We start from the raw sequence: 19,074 nt of genomic DNA on the forward strand, positions 1-19,074 counted from the left end.
GAGGTACAGCGAGGAATACAACTGGGTGCGGCACATCGCAGAACAAGTTTCGAGCGTATCGCCGCAAGCGTCACTCCGGCGTTTAGGCACCAATGCGGGCACCGGTCGTGCATGGCTCGTAGTGGCCGAACCGGACGCTGTCGGATACCTCCCCGATGGTCTGTTACCGGCTCAGAACGACCCCAAGCGGCCAACCAGCTTTCTTTGCAGCGGACGTTCGGCTGGCACTACTCACTGTAGTTCGTTCTCAACGGATAAGCGGGTGTGAATTCCACGTCGAACCAGCCGGGTCCATGAGTTACAACACCAAGACTACCTTGATGCGCGGCCGAGTTGAAATTGATGTAGCAATGCGTATCGGCGGGGAGTTTCTTGTAGGAACCGTCGCGACTGTCAAGCAAGAAAGCCTCTCCGTAAATCTTCAAGAAAGCATACCGGCCACCTGGAAGCACCTGACCATCTCGCTGCCAGAGTCCGTCCATTTCTTGCCCCTTTATATTTTTATAGGGTTTTAACCGCATGTATGGGGTGCCGGGATAATTCCTGTGGAAAATTCCGACAGTCCCATCTTGAAGCCTGCGCATGAAGAAGCCATAGTGCGTTAACCATATTTCCGTTTCATGAATATTCCCGTTGTAGGACGCAAACGGCCTTCCTGAAATCGTTGCACCATCGTCGAATACGATTTCGTCGTGAGAAATCGATCTAACTTCTTTCGCACCTCCACTCAACTGACATTTCCATATTATCTTGTTTGCGTTTACTTCAAAATCGAAGCAAACAGTCTCGCTATTGATCAGAAAAAATGATGAGCTTCGGAATTGGCCCGCCGGAACCACTTCGCGGACGACGATGGGATTGTCAGTGTCAATGCGCACCAGTGATTTGTCAGGCGAATAAAATTGTTGCGATATTTGAGGTTGTTTTCGATCTCGCGGAATCAATATATACCGCGATGACGGATCCCATTGAAGTCTAACGTGCCGATAGAATTGAGCTCCGGGCGCATGCAAGCTTCCCACCTCGTTGTCGGCTTCGCTCAGGATAAGGTAAGGTTTTTTTCCCGGCTCGACCACGTACAGTTTTTTCCCAATAACTACGATCGCCCTTTTCTCGTTTGGCGATGGGTACACGGCGTTGCGCAAGCTATCTGAAAAATCACCCTCGAATAATGTTGGCGCAGAATCTACAATGGCTCTGCCATACTTCAGCTTGTTGCCGATAGAAAAAAAGAATGGCGTATCGGCTAGCTCAGAAAATGTCGAGGGCCTGTAGTCAACAATGTTGCTTTTATTGGGCGATTTATCGTCGGCGTGCGCTGCGACGCAGATCATGCGGCTTGCCACAAGTAATGCGAGTAGCACCTTCGACGCATTCGAATACCAAGCGCTGGCGCTGCTACGTCCGAGGTCTTTTTGTTTGTTTTCTGTGCTCATCGCTCATTCCGTTTAGCTAAAACGATGTAGAGAGGCCGAGGTCAACGCGGCCAAAGGTGCTCACCAATGCAGCACGTTTACGGTTCGCGAGCGATTTGTCAACAATCGTGATTCGGACATCGAACGTCCGAAACTGGCCGAACACGGCCGGCCGCCGCTCTGTGACGCGCGACCGACGCAGATCGACCCGGAGCGGTCATCCGCTTGCCGTCGTGCATGGCTCGCCAAAGCAACTTTTCCATGTCATACAAGCATGCGACCCAACGATGTACCGGCAAACGCTACCTCAATCTCGTACTCGCGCCGGAAATGTCTCTAGCCCCCAGCAAAACTGATATGCATAACAACCTATTGAACGGTACGTCACGCCCCGGGTGAGTGCAATTCCGCTACAAGTAACTCGTCGTAAACGATGCGAGAACCGCCGAAACACCATCTTGAAAATCGCCGGGAGCCTTAGGCGAAAGAAATACGAACACGTCGGTGCGCGAGAAAAGCAAGCTTGTACGGTACTGCTCTATCCTCGCCGCGACATCATATCTATGCGGTCGATTCCCCGGCTGGTTTGGTCCCGGCCGTGCGCCGACTGCAAATCCGGCGGCGCGAAGAATAACTTCGGCGTCGTCAAATGAACTTCCGAGCGGAATGTAGCGAACTGCGAGCCAAGTAATGTCTCCGGCTTTATCTATCTCTTGGGTCGAGCCGCTTTTGGGAACCTTCTGATACGCCTTGTCGATTTCAACGCGAAATTTTTTCCCCAGTACGTCGAGGTCTTGCCGAGGGGATGCGAGCGACGCCCAAGGTACGAGCGCAAAATAAAGCGGTACCCAGAATCCCGCGTGTATTGCAGTGCGTCGTTGGGACATCAGCTTCCGACTTTTTGCCATTGCCACCTCCGGTTCGCAGGATCAGTCACATCACAACGCGGATGGTTCTCACCGGAACATCGCGGGCGATTGGGTTTAAGCATGCGTCCGTGGAGCCCTGGCGTCAACGATCTAGCCCCAACTGTTGGAAGACCGCTCCTGGCCGTTCAGCGACATCCACCGCCCCAAAGACCATCCCCCACATGCCCCCGAGAATCCTCCATTTCGCCCCGCTTCTGGCGCTCGCCGCCTCCCCCCCTGGTTCAGGCTGCCGGCGATCAGCCGTGCGACGACGCCGCCGTCATGGCCGTCGCCCGCTGGGCCGGAATCGCGGGCGCCACGCGTGGCGCGGACCAGCAAGTTATCGCATCCGCATGCAAGGTGATGCCGAACGCGCCGCAGACGACGATCGCGGCCATCGCGTTCGATTCGCTGCCGAAGAGCAAGAACCCAGACGACAGCAGCAAGCTGCAGGTCGTCGCGCTCGTCGAGGGCGGCAAGGTCGTCGCGGCCGAGCAATCGATCGTCGAGGAAGATGCCGCCACGGAAGTCGGCCCGAACAGCTATCGCATCGATACTGCGCCCTACCGCCTGTCGCGCGACGTGCGCGCATTCGGCATCGTCTTCACGAGCAGCGCACGCGGCCGAGCTGCCCCGATGCGAACGCAAGCGAAGAGCTGACGCTGTGGGTTCGCGAAGGCAATCGCATCCGCCCGGTATTCGGCACCAACCTGTACGGCTGGGTCAGCGTCGAGGGCGACGCGTGCGGCGCCGGCGCGGGCGACGCTCGCAGCGAAGACGCGAAGATGACGATCGCCGTCGCGCAAGCGTCGCACCACGGCTTCGCCGACCTGTCGATCACCGCACACGTCACAGAGACGAAGCGCGCAGATGGCAACTACTCGGATACGGGCAAGCGAACCGCACGCACGATCGTCAGATACGACGGCAAGTCGTACGGGATCGACATGTTCCGGACCTTCTGGTATTCACCCGAGGCGCTGAAGCGTTTCAAGTGAAGCGGCACGCGGTGCACGCCACGCCCGCCTACTCCGCCACCTTCGGCCCGATCGCATCGGTCTGCACCGGCATCCGCAGTGCATCGTCGCGCATGCGTCGCGTCTCGCGCGCGGTGTAGCGATCCTTCAGCCGAAGGAACGGTTTCTCGACGAGGAAATAGCTCGCCGTCGCGGCCAGCAGCGCCCACACGATCCCGAGCGGGAAGGCGTGCGGAACGGCCAGATCCGGATTCGCGAACGGCTGCTGCCACAGATACAGGCTGAACGAGATCGTGCCGACGAACACGACCGGCGCGGCGCGCAGCCACCGCGCGCACCAGAACTCGCTGCGGAAATTCAGCACGACGATCACGATCGCGATCAGCGCGGCCTCGAGCGTCACGCCGTAGGTCGCATTCCAGAAGCCACCGAGCCGATGCTCGGCAACGGGCATCCCGAACAGCACGATGAAGACGAGCGCCGTCACGATGCGCGTCTCGCCGCGCCACGAGCGGATCCATGCTTCGATCCGTTCGCGGTTGAGCGCCGCGTAGCAGCCGATCAGGATCGGATCGACGCCCGTATGCAGCATCATCCCGAGCTGGCCGCGCAGCGCCGGCGCGACGAAATACGTGAGCGCGCGCACCAGCGGCACGGCCAGGATCAGCGCGGCCAGCCAGCGGGTGCCGCGACGGCGGGTGCCGTACACGAACAGCAGCGGCCAGAACCAGTAGAACTGCTCCTCGAGCGCGAGCGACCAGAAATGGCCGAGATACCACGCGCCGGCCGGATGCAGCGCGTTGTCGCCGGTCAGCCCGAACCACGCCGAGTAGTTCCACAGATGCAGCGCTGCATACAGCCACTGATGGCGATCGACGTCGAGCCAGCCGGCGATGGCGAGCACGCCGACGGTCGCGAGATACACGTAGCAGGCCGGCCAGATCCGCAACGCGCGGCGCACGTAGAACGACGTCAGTGCGATCCCGCCGGTGCGCGTGAATTCCGCGCGCAGCACGTTGGTGATCAGGAAGCCGCTGAGGACGAAGAAGATCAGCACGCCGAGCCGGCCGTCGGCGATCAGCCGCAGCGGCGCGAACCAGCCCGTATAGCCGCCCGGCAGCACGTGCTCTGCATGGCCGACGACGACCATCGTGACCGCGACGGCGCGCAACCCGGTCAGCTGCTTGACGCGATGGTTCATCGGCTCGTTTCCCGTTGGCACGGTGGAGGAACGGTATGAAGGCCGGCGCCCGCGACCGGCTCGCCGATATGTCGCCGGGATTTTGTCTGAAAAATATCGGAACGAAATTGCTTCAAAAAATTTCGGTGCGCCTGTCGGCCGAAATACCGCGCCGCACGCCCGGTGCCGGCCGGCGCACGGCGGCCGGAATGAATGGGCATAATGACAAGCCTTGTCCGGCGGCGGCCGGTCCGATGCAGACACAACGAATCTTGCGGCGCCGCAATATCCGCGATACCGGCGCTGCGGGATTCGATCGCACACCGGCCCGTGCCTCGTCCGCCCTCCTGCCGACCCTCACCCGGAGCCTGCCTGTGTACCCACCGATCGAACCCTACGCCCACGGCCACCTCGATACCGGCGACGGCCACCGCATCTACTGGGAGCGCTGCGGCAACCCGTCCGGCAAGCCGGCGGTGTTCCTGCATGGCGGCCCGGGCGCCGGCTGCAGCCCCGACCATCGCCGCCTGTTCGATCCCGAGCGCTACGACATCCTGCTGTTCGACCAGCGCGGCTGCGGGCGTTCGACGCCGCACGCGAGCCTCGACAACAACACGACCTGGGACCTGGTGGCCGATATCGAGCGCCTGCGCGAGATGGTGGGCGCGGAACAATGGCTCGTGTTCGGCGGCTCGTGGGGCAGCGCGCTCGCCCTCGCCTATGCGGAAACGCACCCGCAGCGCGTGAGCGCGCTCGTCGTGCGCGGCATCTTCACGATGCGCCGCGCGGAGTTGCTGTGGTACTACCAGGAAGGTGCGTCGTGGCTGTTCCCGGATCTGTGGGAGGACTTCCTCGCGCCGATTCCGGAAGCCGAGCACGGCGACCTGATGGCCGCGTACCATCGCCGGCTGACGGGCGACGACGAAGCCGCGAAGCTCGAAGCCGCGCGCGCATGGAGCATCTGGGAAGGCCGCACGATCACGCTGCTGCCCGATCCGGCGCTGGCCGCGCACTTCGCGGACGGCCACTACGCGCTCGCGTTCGCGCGAATCGAAAACCACTACTTCGTGAACCGCGGTTTCGTCGACGAAGGCCAGTTGCTACGCGACGCGCATCGCCTCGCCGGCATTCCGGGCGTGATCGTGCAAGGCCGCTACGACATCGCGACGCCCGCACGCACCGCGTGGGACCTCGCGAAGGCATGGCCCGACGCGACGTTCGAGATCGTGCCGGACGCCGGGCATGCGTACAACGAACCGGGCATCCTGAAGGCACTGCTCGCCGCGACGGACCGGTTCGCCGCGTAAGCCGCCACGCCCAAGCGGCGCGTTGCAGCCGGCAACACCGGCCTGCACGCGCCGCCCGCTCAAAGCGCGGCTTCGACGATCGTCCGGCCGCTGATCGCGCGCTCGACGAGCTGTTCGTCGCCAACCTTGCGGATCGCATCGTCGAGCAATCCTTCCGGCTGCTCGGTCGCCACCTTCAGCAGACCCGACAGGCCGCGTGCGTCGAGCACCACGAGCGTCTCCATCGAATCCGCGCGGCTCACGAGCACGCGACGGAATGCGGGGCCCGCGCCGAAGCTCGCGCAGAGCGCGATCGTCTCGTTGCCGAGCGTGTAGTCGAAGTTCTTGATCATGTCTGCCGCCGTTGCAAGGGAATGGCCACGCGCGACGGCGCGGCGCCGTGACGTCGACGCACCCGTGCGTGCCGCCGGCGCCGGACCAGGATCCGGTCCGTTCGCCGGCATCCCCATGCTAGGCGGGCAGAATTAACGAAGACTTAAATGCTTGAAAGGCCGGCGAGCGCGGCGCCGGCCCGATCCTGCCGCGTGGCTTACGGCGTATCGAGCGGCTCGACCGTCACGCCGACCTTCAGCTCCTGATCCGCGCCGCCGCCGCGGATCACGCCGCGCAGCGGCGTCACGTCCGCGTAGTCGCGGCCGATCGACAGCATCACGTAGTCATCGCCCGGTGCACGGTCGTTGGTCGGATCGAGCTGCAGCCAGCCGTTGTCCTCGGGCCACGCCGGGTCGTACACCTCGACCCATGCATGCGATGCGTCCGCGCCGATCAATCGCGGCTGCCCGGGCGGCGGCTGCGTCAGCAGATAACCGCTCACGTAACGCGCGGCCAGCCCGAGCGAGCGCAGCGCGCCGATCATCACGTGCGCGAAATCCTGGCAGACGCCCTTGCGCAACCGCAGCGCATCGAGTGCCGACGTCGTGATGTCGGTGCTGTTCGGCGTGTACGCAAAATCGGCGTGCACGCGCCGCATCAGGTCCCATGCGGCCTGCACGAGTGGCCGCTGCGGCGTGAAGCTCGCGGCCGCATACGCGGCGAGTTCGGGATCGCACGCGACGTGCGGCGAAGCAAACACGAATTCACTCGCTGCGTCGTAAGGCTGCCCCGCGCGGAACCGCAAGCGGTCGCGCACGGCTTCCCATGCAGTCGTGTGTTTTCCGTCGGGATGCGCGATCGCGGGCGGCGGCGCGCCGCGCGCACCGAGCGACCACACGGGCGGCGTCACGCACACCGTACTGCGGCTGCGCACGAGCAGCGCGTCGTGCGGCTGGTTCAGCGCGAACGATGCGCGCGCGTTGCCGAATGCGTCGATTTCCGTGCAGATCGATTCCGGCGCGGGCTCGATGTCGAGCGCGAACGACAGCACCTGCTGGCGCCGCGTCGCGAGCGGTTGCAGACGCGCCTGGTGCTGGGCGGATTCGACGCGTGCGGCGTAGCGGTATTCGGTGTCGTGCGTGACGCGCAGTACGCGGCCGGGCGCCCCAGCGGCCGGCGCGGCCGATGCCGGTGCCGCGGCCTGTCGTCCGTTGCCGGAACCGGCCGGCACCTTCGCCGCGTGTTTCGTCGTCACCATAGCGTCCGGCCCGCCTCGCGCACGTGGCTGAAATAGCGCTCGCCGATCCGGTTCGACAGCTCCCACACGGCCTTCACGGTCGCGTCGAGCGCATCGAGCAGCTTGCCGTGCCGGCCGTCGTCGCCGGTTTCGCACAGCTCGTGCAGCGACCACGCGGGCACGTCCGGAATCGTCTCGGCCAGTTCGGACAGCGCATAGCCCTCGCTGCGCTCGACCTTCGTCAGCCGGCCGCACAGCGCCTGCACGACCCAGCCGAGCGAGCGCGGGTTGTCGGTGTCGAGCACCACGAGCGACAGCAGCGGCGCGACGTCGAAACCGCGCTGGAAACGCGACCGAAACGTGATCGTGCTGTCGAACAGCTCCAGCACGAGTTCGAAGCCGTCCTGCCGGTGCACCGCGCCTTCGTCGAACGCGAACTTCAGCACGCTGCACAGGAAGTCCAGCCGGTCGATCTGCCGGCCGATCGACAGCAGCCGCCAGCCGTCGTCGCGCGTCATGTTGTCGGTCTGCGCGCCGGTGATCGCGCCGAGCAGCAGCCCCAGCCGCTCGAGCAGCTGCAGCGCCTCGTTGCCGATCTGCTCCTCCGCTTCCGGATGATCGGCGCTGTCGGCGAACAGTTGCGTCGCGTCGTCGATCAGCCGCCACTGATCGCTCGACAGCCGCTCCCGGATCGCGGCGGCGGCCGCGCGCATCCTGAACAGGCACGACGCGATGCCCGAGGTACGGTCCGCGCCGCGCGTCAGCGACGTCGCGAGCGCGTGCTGGAACGCGCGCGGCGCATCGACGGCGTTCGGCGCGTCGGGCGCGATCAGCCCCGTGTCGCGGCACAGCGTGTCGATCAACTCCAGATGCGCAGGACTGTCGACGTCGTCCTCGCCGCGCAGCCGCTCAAGCGCGGCGCGTGCAAGACGCATCAGGTTGGTCGCGCGCTCGGTGTAGCGGCCGAGCCAGAACAGGTTCTCGGCCGCGCGGCTCGCGATCGCGCGCGGGCGCTCGACCAGATCGTCGGGGCCGAGACGGGTCTGCAGCAGCGTCGTCGAATCGACGATGCCTTCGGTCATCACCCACGTATCGACGGTGCTGCCGCCGCGCGGCATCGGCGCGTTGAACAGCGTATCGCGCGTGCCGACTCGCGACAGCCCGCCCGGCAGCAGCCGCCAGCGTTGCGCGCCATCGGCGAGCGCGAAGACGCGCAGCAGCAGCGGCTTCGGCACGATGCGCGCACCGCCGGCCCCGTCGGGCGCGTCGTGTCCCGGCCAGGTCGGCGCCTGCGACAGCGGCAGGTCGGCCTGCACCGTGTAATGCTCGGGCCGGGCCAGGATTCGCGCACGCCATTCGGCCAGCTGCGCCGGCGTGAGCCGCGCGCCGATCACCGGGTCGAACGTGCCGCCGGCCTGCGCGTCGGGCGGATACGACGGCTTCACGATGCTGCGCGCGAGCTGCGGCAGCGCGTCGTCGCAGGCTGCCGCCTCGCCGCACCACCACGAATGCACGGCGGGCAGCGTCAGCGTTTCACCGAGCAGCCCTTCCGCGAGGCGCGGCATGAAACCGAGCACGCCCGGCGATTCGAGGAAGCCCGAGCCCGGCGCGTTCGCGAGCAGCACGTTGCCGGCGCGCACGGCCTGCAGCAGCCCCGGCACGCCGAGCAGCGAATCGGGCCGCAGTTCGAGCGGATCGAGCCATGCGTCGTCGACGCGCCGCAGGATTCCGTGCACGGGTTCGAGCCCGCGCAGCGTCTTCAGGAAGACACGGTTGTCGCGCGCGGTCAGGTCGCCGCCCTCGACGAGCGTGAGGCCGAGGTAGCGCGCGAGATACGCATGCTCGAAGTAGGTCGCGCTGCGCGGCCCCGGCGTCAGCAGCACGATCCGCGAATTCTTCGCGGCCGGGCTGAGCGACTGCATGCTCTGCAGCAGCGCACGGTAGGCGGACGCAAGCCGCTGCACGCGCAGCCCGCGAAACCCGCGCGGAAAGAGCCGCGACACGATCAGCCGGTTTTCGAGCAGGTAGCCGAGCCCGGCCGCGCCCTGCGTGTGCTGCGCGATGATCCGCCACTGCCCGTCCGGGCCGCGCGCGAGATCGAACGCGACGACATGCAGCCACGTATCGCCCGGCACGCGTGCGCCGCGCATCGCGCGCAGGTAGCCGGGATGGCCCGTGACGAGCGCGGGCGGCAGCAGCCCGCGCTGCAGGATCGTCTGCGGCCCGTACAGATCGGCCAGCGTCGCGTTGAGCAGCCGCACGCGCTGCAGCACGCCACGCTCGATCGTGACCCAGTCTTCGGGCGTGACGATCAGCGGCAGCAGGTCGAGCGACCACGGGCCGGCCGCGCCGTCGCCGGCGCGCTGCTCGTGCAACTGGTAGAACAGGCCGTTCTCGCGCATGCGCCGGTGCAGCGCGTCGGCGCGGCGGTCGAGGTCGGCCACGCCGTCGCTGCCGATCGACGTGAAGAAGCTGCGCCATGCAGGTGCGAGCAGCGGCGCGGTGAGGCCGGCGGCGCTGCCGCGCAGTTCGTCGTAGCGGCCGGCCGCGGCCGGCGCCGCGAGCGCGGCGGCCAGTTCCGCGGCATCCGGCTGCGCGCCGGTATCGAAGAGCGTGGGCATCGCGTCGGCGTCGGCGAGATCGTCGGGGTGAATGGGCGGCACGGTCGATATCGTTCCGTCGTCAGGGGGCGGACGCGCCCGCGCGCCGCCGCACCGGCGGCCGGGCACGGCGGACGGCCGCGTTCAGCCCGCATCCTAGCACTCCGGCCGGCGCGCCGGGAGGTCGCGAACCGCGCATCGTCGTCCGTCCTTTCATCCGACGATCAGGGCCGTCGCAGGTCGAGCGTGAACGGGAATTCGCGGCTGGGTGCGGCGGCCGACACGTCCATCCGCCCCGGCGTGTGCCCCATCGCGACGAAGCGCGCGAGCCGGCGGCTCTCGGCCTCGTACGCGTTGACCGGGAACGTCGCGTAGTTGCGCCCGCCCGGATGCGCGACGTGATACCGGCAGCCGCCGAGCGAGCGTTGCAGCCACGTATCGACGATGTCGAACGTGAGCGGCGCATGCACGCCGATGGTCGGGTGCAGCGCCGACGGCGGCGCCCATGCCTTGTAGCGCACGCCCACGACGTATTCGCCGACGGTGCCGGTCGGCTGCAGCGGCAGCGCGCGGCCGTTGACGGTCACCACGTGCCGGTTGTCGTTCAGCCCCGTCACGCGCACTTCGAGCCGTTCGACCGACGAATCGACGTAGCGCACCGTACCGCCGGGCGCGCCCTCCTCGCCCATCACGTGCCACGGCTCCAGCGCGCCGCGCAGCGACAGTTGCATCCCGTTCACCGCGATCTGGCCGAACAGCGGGAAACGGAATTCGAAGTGCGGCGCGAACCAGGCCGGGTCGAACGCGAAACCGGCGTCGCGCAGCTCGGCCAGCACGTCGTCGAAATCCATCTTCAGGAACGCGGGCAGCATGAAGCGATCGTGCAGCGCGGTGCCCCAGCGCGTGAGCGGCGTCGTGTACGGCGCGGCCCAGAAGCGCGCGACCAGCGCACGCAGCAGCAGTTGCTGCACGATGCTCATCCGCGCATGCGGCGGCATCTCGAACGCACGCAGTTCGAGCAGGCCGAGCCGGCCGGTGGACGAATCGGGCGAATACAGCTTGTCGATGCAGAATTCGCTGCGGTGCGTGTTGCCGGTCACGTCGATCAGCAGGTTGCGCAGCACGCGGTCGACGAGCCACGGCGGCATGTCCTGCCCGTACAGCAGCTTGTTGCGCTGGATTTCCGCGAATGCGATGTCGAGCTCGTAGACCTGGTCGTTGCGCGCCTCGTCAACGCGCGGCGCCTGGCTCGTCGGGCCGATGAACAGCCCCGAGAACAGGTACGACAGCGACGGATGGTTGTGCCAGTAAGCGATCAGGCTCGCGAGCAGGTCCGGGCGGCGCAGGAACGGGCTGTCGGCCGGCGTCGCGCCGCCGAGCACGAAGTGGTTGCCGCCGCCCGTGCCGACGTGGCGGCCGTCGACCATGAACTTCTCGCTGGAAAGACGCGACTGCCAGGCAGCGTCGTACAGGAATTCGGTCTGGCCGACGAGTTCGTCGAAGCTCTTCGCCGGGTGGATATTCACCTCGATCACGCCGGGATCGGGCGTGACCTGCAGCAGCTTGAGCCGTGCGTCGCGCGGCGGCGGATAGCCTTCGAGCACGAGCTTCACGTCGAGCGCGTGCGCGGTCAGCTCGATCGCGGCGAGCAGGTCGAGATAGTCCTCGAGCGCGGCGAGCGGCGGCATGAACAGGTACAGGATGCCATTGCGCACTTCGGCGCACAGCGCGGTACGCGTGATCCACGCGGCCGATTCGAAGCGCTCGGGGCGGCGCTGCGCGTCCGGCGCGCCATGTGCGTGCCGTCCACCCGCAGCCGTGCCGTCGCCGCGCCACTGCATGACCGTTTGCACGGGTGCTTCGCGATGCGCGCCGGCCAGGTAGTGCGGCGCGTCGGCCGTGCCCGCATGACGCGCACGGAACGCCGCCGCGTCCGGCAGCGCGTCGCGCGGCGCGAACGGATCGCGTTCGACCAGGTACGGATAGTCGGCGCCAGCGACCCACGGCAGCGAATCGAGCGGCAACCGATAGCCCATCGGCGAATCGCCGGGCACGAGGTACATCCGCTCGTCGCGGAAGAACCACGGGCCCGTCTGCCAGCGCGGCCCGTCGAGGCCCGGCGCGTCGTCCTCGTCCGTACGCTTGACCGGCAGCACGTAGCCGACCACGCTGTCGAGCTGCTGCTCGAACACCTTGCGCAGCCGCGCGCGTTCGAGCGCGTCGTCGAGGCGCGAGTCGAACGGATCGACGTTGACCGGCAGCCGGCGCTCGCGCCACAGGTAGTACCAGACGTCCTCGTAGCCGGGCAGGATGAATTCGCCGGTCAGGTTCAAGCGCGCGGCCAGCGCGTCGATGAAGCGCTTCGCGTCGTCAGTCGTGTATGCGGACGGCTCGCGCTCGTCGGCGAACAGCGACGGATCGTGCCACACGGGCTGGCCGTCGGCGCGCCAGAAGATCGACAGCGCCCAGCGCGGCAACTGCTCGCCCGGATACCACTTGCCCTGCCCGAAATGCAGGAAGCCGCCTTCGCCGTATTCGGCGCGCAGCCGCTGCACGAGTTCGGTCGCGTAGCCGCGCTTGGTCGGGCCAAGCGCATCGGTGTTCCATTCGGCGCCGTCGCGATCGTCGATCGACACGAAGGTCGGCTCGCCGCCCTGGGTGAGCCGCACGTCGCCGGCCGTCAGCGCGCCGTCGACCTGCGCGCCGAGCGTGCGCACGGCGTCCCACTGCGACTCGGTATACGGCTTCGTCACGCGCGGCGATTCGTACACGCGCGTCACCACCATCTCGTGTTCGAACGCGACTTCGCACTCGTCGATCAGCCCTTCGACCGGCGCGGCGCTGGTCGGCTGCGGCGTGCACGCGAGCGGGATGTGCCCTTCGCCGGCGAGCAGGCCCGAGGTCGGATCGAAGCCGATCCAGCCCGCGCCCGGCAGATAGACCTCGCACCACGCGTGCAGGTCGGTGAAGTCGACCGACGTGCCGCTCGGGCCGTCGAGCGCCTTCACGTCGGGCGTGAGCTGGATCAGGTAGCCCGACACGAAGCGCGCCGCGATGCCGAGGTGCCGGCAAAGTTGCACGAGCAGCCACGCGCTGTCGCGGCACGACCCGGATGCGAGTTTCAGCGTCTGCTCGGGCGTCTGCACGCCCGGCTCCATCCGCACGAGATAGCCGATGTCGTGCTGCAGCTGCTGGTTCAGCGCGACGAGGAAGTTCACGGTGCCGGCCGGCGTGCGGTCGACGCCGTCGAGATACGCGCGGAACAGCGGCGCCGCGCTCGTCTGCGGATCGCACGCGAGGTACGGCGCGAGTTCGGTCTTCAGCGCATCGTCATAGTTGAACGGATATTGCTCCGCGCTCGCCTCCAGGAAGAAGTCGAACGGGTTGTACACCGACATCTCGGCAACCAGGTCGATCGTGATCTCGAAGTGTTCGGTGCGTTCCGGAAACACGAGCCGCGCAAGATAGTTCGAAAACGGGTCCTGCTGCCAGTTGATGAAGTGCTGCACGGGCTCGACCGTCATCGAATACGCGACGATCGGCGTCCGGCAGTGCGGCGCGGGCCGCAGCCGCACGATCTGCGGGCCGAGGTTGACGGGCCGGTCGTAGCGGTAGCGGGTGGTGTGATGCAGCGCGACGTGGATGGGCATGGGAGAGCCGCTCGGTTCGGGTTGGGCCGGCCGCGTGCGCCGCGTCGCCGTCGCTGCGGCGGCACGGCACGGCGGATTCGACGAAGGGGTGCGTCAGACCAGTTCCGGCGACTGCACGACGCTAATCTCGATGCCGACGGTGCTCGCGCCGAGCCCCGTCACCGGCTGCGCGTCGCGAGCGTCGAGGCCGACGGCAATGCGCACGTAGCGCTCGTCCGGGCAGCGGTTCATGAACGGATCGAAGCCGACCCAGCCGAGCCCTTCGACGTAGGCCTCCGCCCACGCATGACCGGCCGGCTGCTGCATCAGCGCGGCGGCCTGCGGCTGCGCGCCGAGCGCCGCCTGCGGCAAGCCCTGCGACTGCGCGGCGTGCGATGCGCCGAGCGCCTGCTGCATGCCGTCGCCGCTCTGCAGCGCGAGCGCCTCCTCTTCCTCGTCGCCCGCCGCGCTCTGCTTCGCGTCGGCGATGCGCTGCATCGCGCTGTCGGCGAGCACGTAGCCCGAGATGTAGCGCGCCGGCACCTTCAGTGCACGCGCGGCCGCGATGAACGCATGCGCGTGGTCGCGGCTCGTGCCCTCGCCGCTTTGCAGCGCTGTTTCGGCATCGACTGGCGCGTCCGCCAGGTTCGGCGCGTACGCGATGCGGCCGTGCACTTCCGTCATCAGCCAGTGCAGCGCATCGAGGCTGTGCGGCTCGATCGGCAGCGCCTGCGTGAGTTCGCGCACGGTGTCGCCGGCCTTCGTGAGCGCGGTCTCGCGCTCGAAGATCCACGGCGGCGCATAGCCCTCGGGATTGCCGAGAATGCCGGCGCGGTCCTGCGTCTCGACGACGCCGGCCGCGATCACGACGATCTCGTTCTTCGCGCCGCGGTCGTGGCGCACGAGGTCGATCCGGTTGCCGAGCCCGTCCGTGTAGGACAGCGCCGGCTCGACGCCTTCGATCGTGACCTGCCACGCGCGCACCGTCTGCCCGGGGCCCGATTGCGGGCGCAGCCGCAGCCGTTGCAGCGCATGGGTGGCTTGATCGTCGAACTGATAACGCGAGATGTGTCGGATGGCGAGTCGCATGGCAAGTCTCAGTCGAAGTTGTAGGCCTGGGCGATATCGATCCCGAGGCTGTTGTTGCGGCCGATGAAGTCGGTCAGGAACTCGTGCAGGCCGCTCTTGAAGATCCGCTCGACCGAGGTGTCGGACAGCATCTGCAGAATCTTCGTGGCCGTGTCGTGACACGGGTGTGTCACACCGTAATCCTTCGCGAGCAGATTCAGGCTCGACACCACGCGCCCGTAGCAATAGCGCAGCGAACGCGGCATGCGGCCGTTCAGGATCAGGTAGTCGGCGATGTTCATCGGCTTGTACTGCACGTCGTACACCCAGCGGTACGACCGGTGCGCGGCCACGCAGCGCAGGATCGTCTCCCACTGGTAGTTGTCGAGGATCGTGCCGACGTGCGACACCGACGGCAGCAGCAGGTGGTATTTCACGTCGATGATCCGCGCGGTGTTGTCCGCGCGCTCGACGAACGCGCCGATCTGCGCGAAATCGAAGATCTCGTTACGCAGCATCGTGCTGTAGAAGCTGCCGAGGATCAGCGCGGTTTCACGCTTCACTTCGTCGAGCACGGCCGGCAGTCCGCTCTCCGGCACCGGCTGCGCGAGCGCGTGACGCAGCGCGAGCCATGCGCCGTTCACGCTTTCCCACGCCTCGCGGGTGAGCGCCGTGCGCACCATGCGCGCGTTCGAGCGCGCGGCCTCGATGCACGACAGCACGCTCGACGGGTTGTCGCGGTCGCGCAGCAGGTAGTCGGTCACGGTATCGGCGGCATATGCGTCGTACTTCTGACGATAGCCGTCGTCCGCGCCCGAGCTGACCAGCACCGACGACCATTCGGCCGGCGCGTCGGACGTGCGCGTGAGCGCCATCCGCAGCCCGGCATCCACGATGCGCGCGATGTTCTCCGCGCGCTCGATATAGCGGTACATCCAGTAGAGACCGCTCGCAGTTCGTCCCAGAAGCATCTCGTGTCCACTCCGTCTTCGTTCGGTTCGCGCGCCGGCTGCGGCGCGCGCGGTCGTGCCCGGCTCAGTCGGCCAGCACCCAGGTGTCCTTGGTGCCGCCGCCCTGGCTCGAGTTGACGACGAGCGATCCCTCCTGCAGCGCCACGCGCGTGAGCCCGCCCGGCGTGATGCGGATCCGGTCCGACACCAGCACGAACGGCCGCAGGTCGACGTGGCGCGGCGCGAGGCCGGCTTCGGTCAGGATCGGCGTCGTGGACAACGCCAGCGTGGGTTGTGCGATGTAGTTCGCGGGACGCGCGCGCAGCTTCGCGGCGAACGCCTCGAGTTCGGCCTTCGATGCACACGGACCGACCAGCATCCCGTAGCCGCCGGAGCCGTGCACTTCCTTCACAACCAGTTCATCGAGATGCTCGAGCACGTATTTCAGGCTGTCGGCCTCGCCGCAGCGCCAGGTCGGCACGTTCTCCAGCAACGCCTTGCGGCCCGTGTAGAACTCGACGATCTCCGGCATGTACGAGTAGATCGCCTTGTCGTCGGCGATGCCGGTGCCGGGCGCGTTCGCGATCGTGATGTTGCCGGCGCGGTAGACGTCCATGATCCCGGCCACGCCGAGCACCGAATCGGGACGGAACGTGAGCGGATCGAGGAACGCGTCGTCGACGCGGCGGTACAGCACGTCGATCGGCCGGAAGCCTTCGGTGGTGCGCATCGCGACGCGGCCGTCGACCACCTGCAGGTCGCTGCCCTCGACGAGGTGCACGCCCATCTGGTCGGCGAGGAACGAATGTTCGTAGTACGCGGAGTTGTGGATGCCGGGCGTGAGCACGGCGATGGTCGGGTTGTCGGCGTTGCCGCCCGGCGGGCACACGGCCGCGAGCGACTGCCGCAGCATCTGCGGATAGGTCTCGACCGGGCGCACCTTGACCTGCTGGAACAGCTCGGGGAAGAGCTGCATCATCGTCTCGCGGTTTTCCAGCATGTACGACACGCCCGACGGCGTGCGCGCGTTGTCCTCCAGCACGTAGAACTCGTTCTCGCCGGTGCGCACGATGTCGACGCCGATGATATGCGTGTAAACGTTCCCGGGCGGCCGGAAATCAATCATCTCCGGGATGAACGCCTCGTTGTGCGCGATCAGGTGCTTCGGCACGATGCCGGCGCGCACGATCTCCTGGCGGTGGTAGATGTCGTCGAGGAACGCGTTGAGCGCCATCACGCGCTGCTCGATGCCGAGCGACAGCCGGCTCCATTCCGCGCCCGAGATGATCCGCGGCACGATATCGAAAGGTATCAGCCGCTCGGCTGCCTGCGCGTCGCCGTACACGGCGAACGTGATGCCCGTCCTGCGGAACACGCCTTCCGCGTCGTGAGCTTTCTGGGCGAGGCTCGCGGGATTCTGCGTGTCGAGCCACTGCTTGAGGCGCGCGTAAGGCGCCCTCACCATGTCGCCGGATTGCAGCATTTCATCGAATGGCTTCATCGATCTTTTCTCCATCGATCGTTTTCCCCGGCATTGCGCATGCCGGACCGGCGTACTGACTGCCTCGCAAGGAACGTGCCTTGCGATATCCCCTCAGGTTCCCCCCTTTGTCGCGCAGCCGGCACGCCCCCGCGGCATGCCGCACCATGATGGTGCGATGCGCACGACGCAGGACGCGCCAGAGGCGTGCCATGCCCGCGCACGGCTTCTGCTGCACCGCGCCTGTCAAACATAGTTCCCCTGCGTGTCACGACTGTGCAATCTGCACTGCACCAATTCTTCCCCGCCCGGCGCGCCTCCTCGATTACCGCGCTGCCGGCCGGCAGCGGTTCCGCGCCCGCGTCGGCAGGGCTTCCCGCCGCCGTGCGGTCGCCCGCGCCCCGCCACCTTCCCGCCCGGTCTTGCCGCACCGCAGCGAAGCGCGACGCGGCGTCGGCGGCCCGTTGCGGCGGCCCGCCCTGCACCGCGACGGGGATTGCGCCACATCCTTCGGTTGCCCGGGCGGAATAGCGGAAAGGCGAGCCGGCGCGCGCAGGTGCGCGGCCGGCCCTGGGGGGGAAGTACCGTCTGCGGCAAGTCGGGCAGTTCGACGCGGTGAACTAACCAGTTAGCCGGGTCCGGCACCTCAACCGTATGTAGCCGTAATACCGCCGACAACGCCCATGCATATTTCGACTGACACCGATCGAAAAAAAACATCGGCTCCGATGCGCGAGGCGCGGTACGCTACAAAACCGGTTCAGTGAAATGGCGCCGCCGCCTTCCGGCGCCGACTATAAAAAGCGAAGATCAACATGGAAGCAAAGTGGCTGGAAGATTTCCTGAGCCTTGCGGATACCAAGAGCTTTTCCCGGGCCGCGCGTCATCGGCACCTCACGCAGTCGGCATTCAGCAGACGAATCGCCGCACTCGAAACTTGGATGGATGCGAAGCTGGTCGACCGCAGCATCAACCCGATCACGCTGACGCCGGCCGGGCAGATGTTCCGCGGGCTGGCCGCGGACATCCTGCGCAGCATGTATGCGGCACGCAACCTCGTGAACGGCTACGACCAGTTCGCGGCAAGCGACCAGGTCGTGCGCTTCGCCGTCGCGCATACGCTCGTGTTCACACTGTTCCCCGAATGGCTCAAGCAGTTGAACGGCGAAGTCGGCCACGTGACCGCGCGCGTGAACGCGGTGAACGTGCCCGAAGGCGTGCAGCAACTCGTCGAAGGTGAATGCGACCTGCTGCTCGGCTATCACCATCCGCAACTGCCGATCGTGCTCGATCCGAACCACTTCCCGTTCGTCACGCTCGGCGTCGAGCGGATCCTGCCGGTGTCGACGCCCGACGCACGCGGCAAGCCGGTATTCGAACTGCCCGGCACGCCGGACGCGCCGCTGCCGCTCCTCGCGTATTCGTCGGGCGCGTTCCTCGGGAACGTCGTCGAGATGCTGCTGCTGAATGCGTCCGAATCGTATGCGCTGCACCGGTGCTTCGAGACGCACATGTCCGAGGCGTTGAAGGGGATGGTCGTGGCCGGGCACGGCATCGGCTGGCTGCCCGAAAGCTGCGTGGCGAAAGAGCTCGCGGATGGTTCGCTCGTTCGTGCGGGCTCGGCGGACTGGATCACCGAACTCGAGATTCGCCTGTACCGGTCCGCGCGCAAGCGCGGGCTCGCGGCCGAACAGTTGTGGACCTACATCATGAACCGCCCGCGCGTCGCGGCCGAGCAGTCGATCGAGCCGGCCGTGCGCATCGCGCGCCGCAGCGCCGGCGGCAGCCGGTAACGCCCCTCACCGTTCCCTCATCGCCCGACTCGCCGGAGCGGGGGGGGGGGGGGGGGGGCCGCCCGCCCCCCCGGGCGGGGGGGGGGGGGGGGGGGGGGGGGGGGGCGGGGGGGTGTGGTGGGGGGGGGGGGGGGGGGGGCGCCGGGGGGGGGGGGCGCGCGCGGGACCGCAGCCAGCCCACCGCGGGCCGGCGCGGGCGCCCGCCCCCAAGGAGCGGC

Annotated in this window: 12 protein-coding genes and 1 pseudogene; 3 read left to right on the top strand and 10 right to left on the bottom strand. The window is 67.0% G+C overall.

From position 1 onward, the window contains the following. Positions 1-227 precede the first annotated feature (227 nt). Together DIE11_RS29065 and DIE11_RS29070 are read right to left on the bottom strand one after the other, a co-directional pair. On the bottom strand, positions 228-1,436 hold the full coding sequence (locus DIE11_RS29065; protein WP_124628760.1) for a hypothetical protein: 1,209 nt from the start codon (positions 1,434-1,436) through the stop codon (positions 228-230). Between the two features lie 389 nt (positions 1,437-1,825). Next, entirely contained in the window at positions 1,826-2,323 is a 498-nt protein-coding gene (locus DIE11_RS29070; RefSeq protein ID WP_124628762.1) for a hypothetical protein, read from the bottom strand. 182 nt (positions 2,324-2,505) lie between these two features. On the opposite strand from DIE11_RS29070, the pseudogene DIE11_RS29075 reads away from it, so the two are divergent. Further along, positions 2,506-3,321: pseudogene (locus DIE11_RS29075) on the top strand (multidrug ABC transporter ATPase). Between the two features lie 28 nt (positions 3,322-3,349). Here DIE11_RS29075 and DIE11_RS29080 read toward each other — a convergent pair. After that, positions 3,350-4,501: an acyltransferase gene (locus tag DIE11_RS29080; RefSeq protein ID WP_124628764.1), complete on the bottom strand. Its 1,152-nt coding sequence runs from the start codon at positions 4,499-4,501 to the stop codon at positions 3,350-3,352. A 353-nt stretch (positions 4,502-4,854) separates the two neighbouring features. Here DIE11_RS29080 and pip point away from each other — a divergent pair, with 353 nt between their 5' ends. After that, complete coding sequence (pip, locus tag DIE11_RS29085) at positions 4,855-5,787, top strand: prolyl aminopeptidase (protein ID WP_124628766.1); 933 nt, start codon at positions 4,855-4,857, stop codon at positions 5,785-5,787. Between the two features lie 59 nt (positions 5,788-5,846). On the opposite strand, the gene DIE11_RS29090 is transcribed toward pip, so the two are convergent. The 7 genes from DIE11_RS29090 to DIE11_RS29120 form a co-directional block, all read right to left on the bottom strand. Then, entirely contained in the window at positions 5,847-6,119 is a 273-nt protein-coding gene (locus DIE11_RS29090; RefSeq protein ID WP_059607812.1) for a hypothetical protein, read from the bottom strand. Between the two features lie 197 nt (positions 6,120-6,316). Then, positions 6,317-7,357: a transglutaminase family protein gene (locus tag DIE11_RS29095; RefSeq protein WP_124628768.1), complete on the bottom strand. Its 1,041-nt coding sequence runs from the start codon at positions 7,355-7,357 to the stop codon at positions 6,317-6,319. After that, on the bottom strand, positions 7,351-9,957 hold the full coding sequence (locus DIE11_RS29100) for a circularly permuted type 2 ATP-grasp protein (RefSeq protein ID WP_124628778.1): 2,607 nt from the start codon (positions 9,955-9,957) through the stop codon (positions 7,351-7,353). Before DIE11_RS29100 ends, DIE11_RS29095 begins: the two co-directional genes overlap by 7 nt. A gap of 203 nt (positions 9,958-10,160) precedes the next feature. Beyond that, positions 10,161-13,586 (bottom strand): DUF2126 domain-containing protein, encoded by a 3,426-nt coding sequence (locus DIE11_RS29105; protein WP_124628770.1) that lies wholly within the window; start codon positions 13,584-13,586, stop codon positions 10,161-10,163. A gap of 93 nt (positions 13,587-13,679) precedes the next feature. Further along, complete coding sequence (locus DIE11_RS29110) at positions 13,680-14,654, bottom strand: transglutaminase family protein (protein ID WP_059607809.1); 975 nt, start codon at positions 14,652-14,654, stop codon at positions 13,680-13,682. Between the two features lie 8 nt (positions 14,655-14,662). Beyond that, positions 14,663-15,604 carry an alpha-E domain-containing protein gene (locus DIE11_RS29115; protein ID WP_059607808.1) on the bottom strand — a complete coding sequence of 314 codons (942 nt, stop codon included), beginning with the start codon at positions 15,602-15,604 and terminating at the stop codon, positions 14,663-14,665. A gap of 64 nt (positions 15,605-15,668) precedes the next feature. Further along, on the bottom strand, positions 15,669-17,084 hold the full coding sequence (locus DIE11_RS29120) for a circularly permuted type 2 ATP-grasp protein (protein ID WP_059679130.1): 1,416 nt from the start codon (positions 17,082-17,084) through the stop codon (positions 15,669-15,671). Positions 17,085-17,878: 794 nt separating this feature from the next. Here DIE11_RS29120 and DIE11_RS29125 point away from each other — a divergent pair. Further along, positions 17,879-18,856: a LysR substrate-binding domain-containing protein gene (locus tag DIE11_RS29125; RefSeq protein ID WP_124628774.1), complete on the top strand. Its 978-nt coding sequence runs from the start codon at positions 17,879-17,881 to the stop codon at positions 18,854-18,856. The last annotated feature ends 218 nt before the right edge of the window (positions 18,857-19,074 follow it).

It is taken from the genome of Burkholderia sp. Bp9012 (genome assembly GCF_003853825.1).
Lineage (GTDB): Bacteria > Pseudomonadota > Gammaproteobacteria > Burkholderiales > Burkholderiaceae > Burkholderia > Burkholderia diffusa.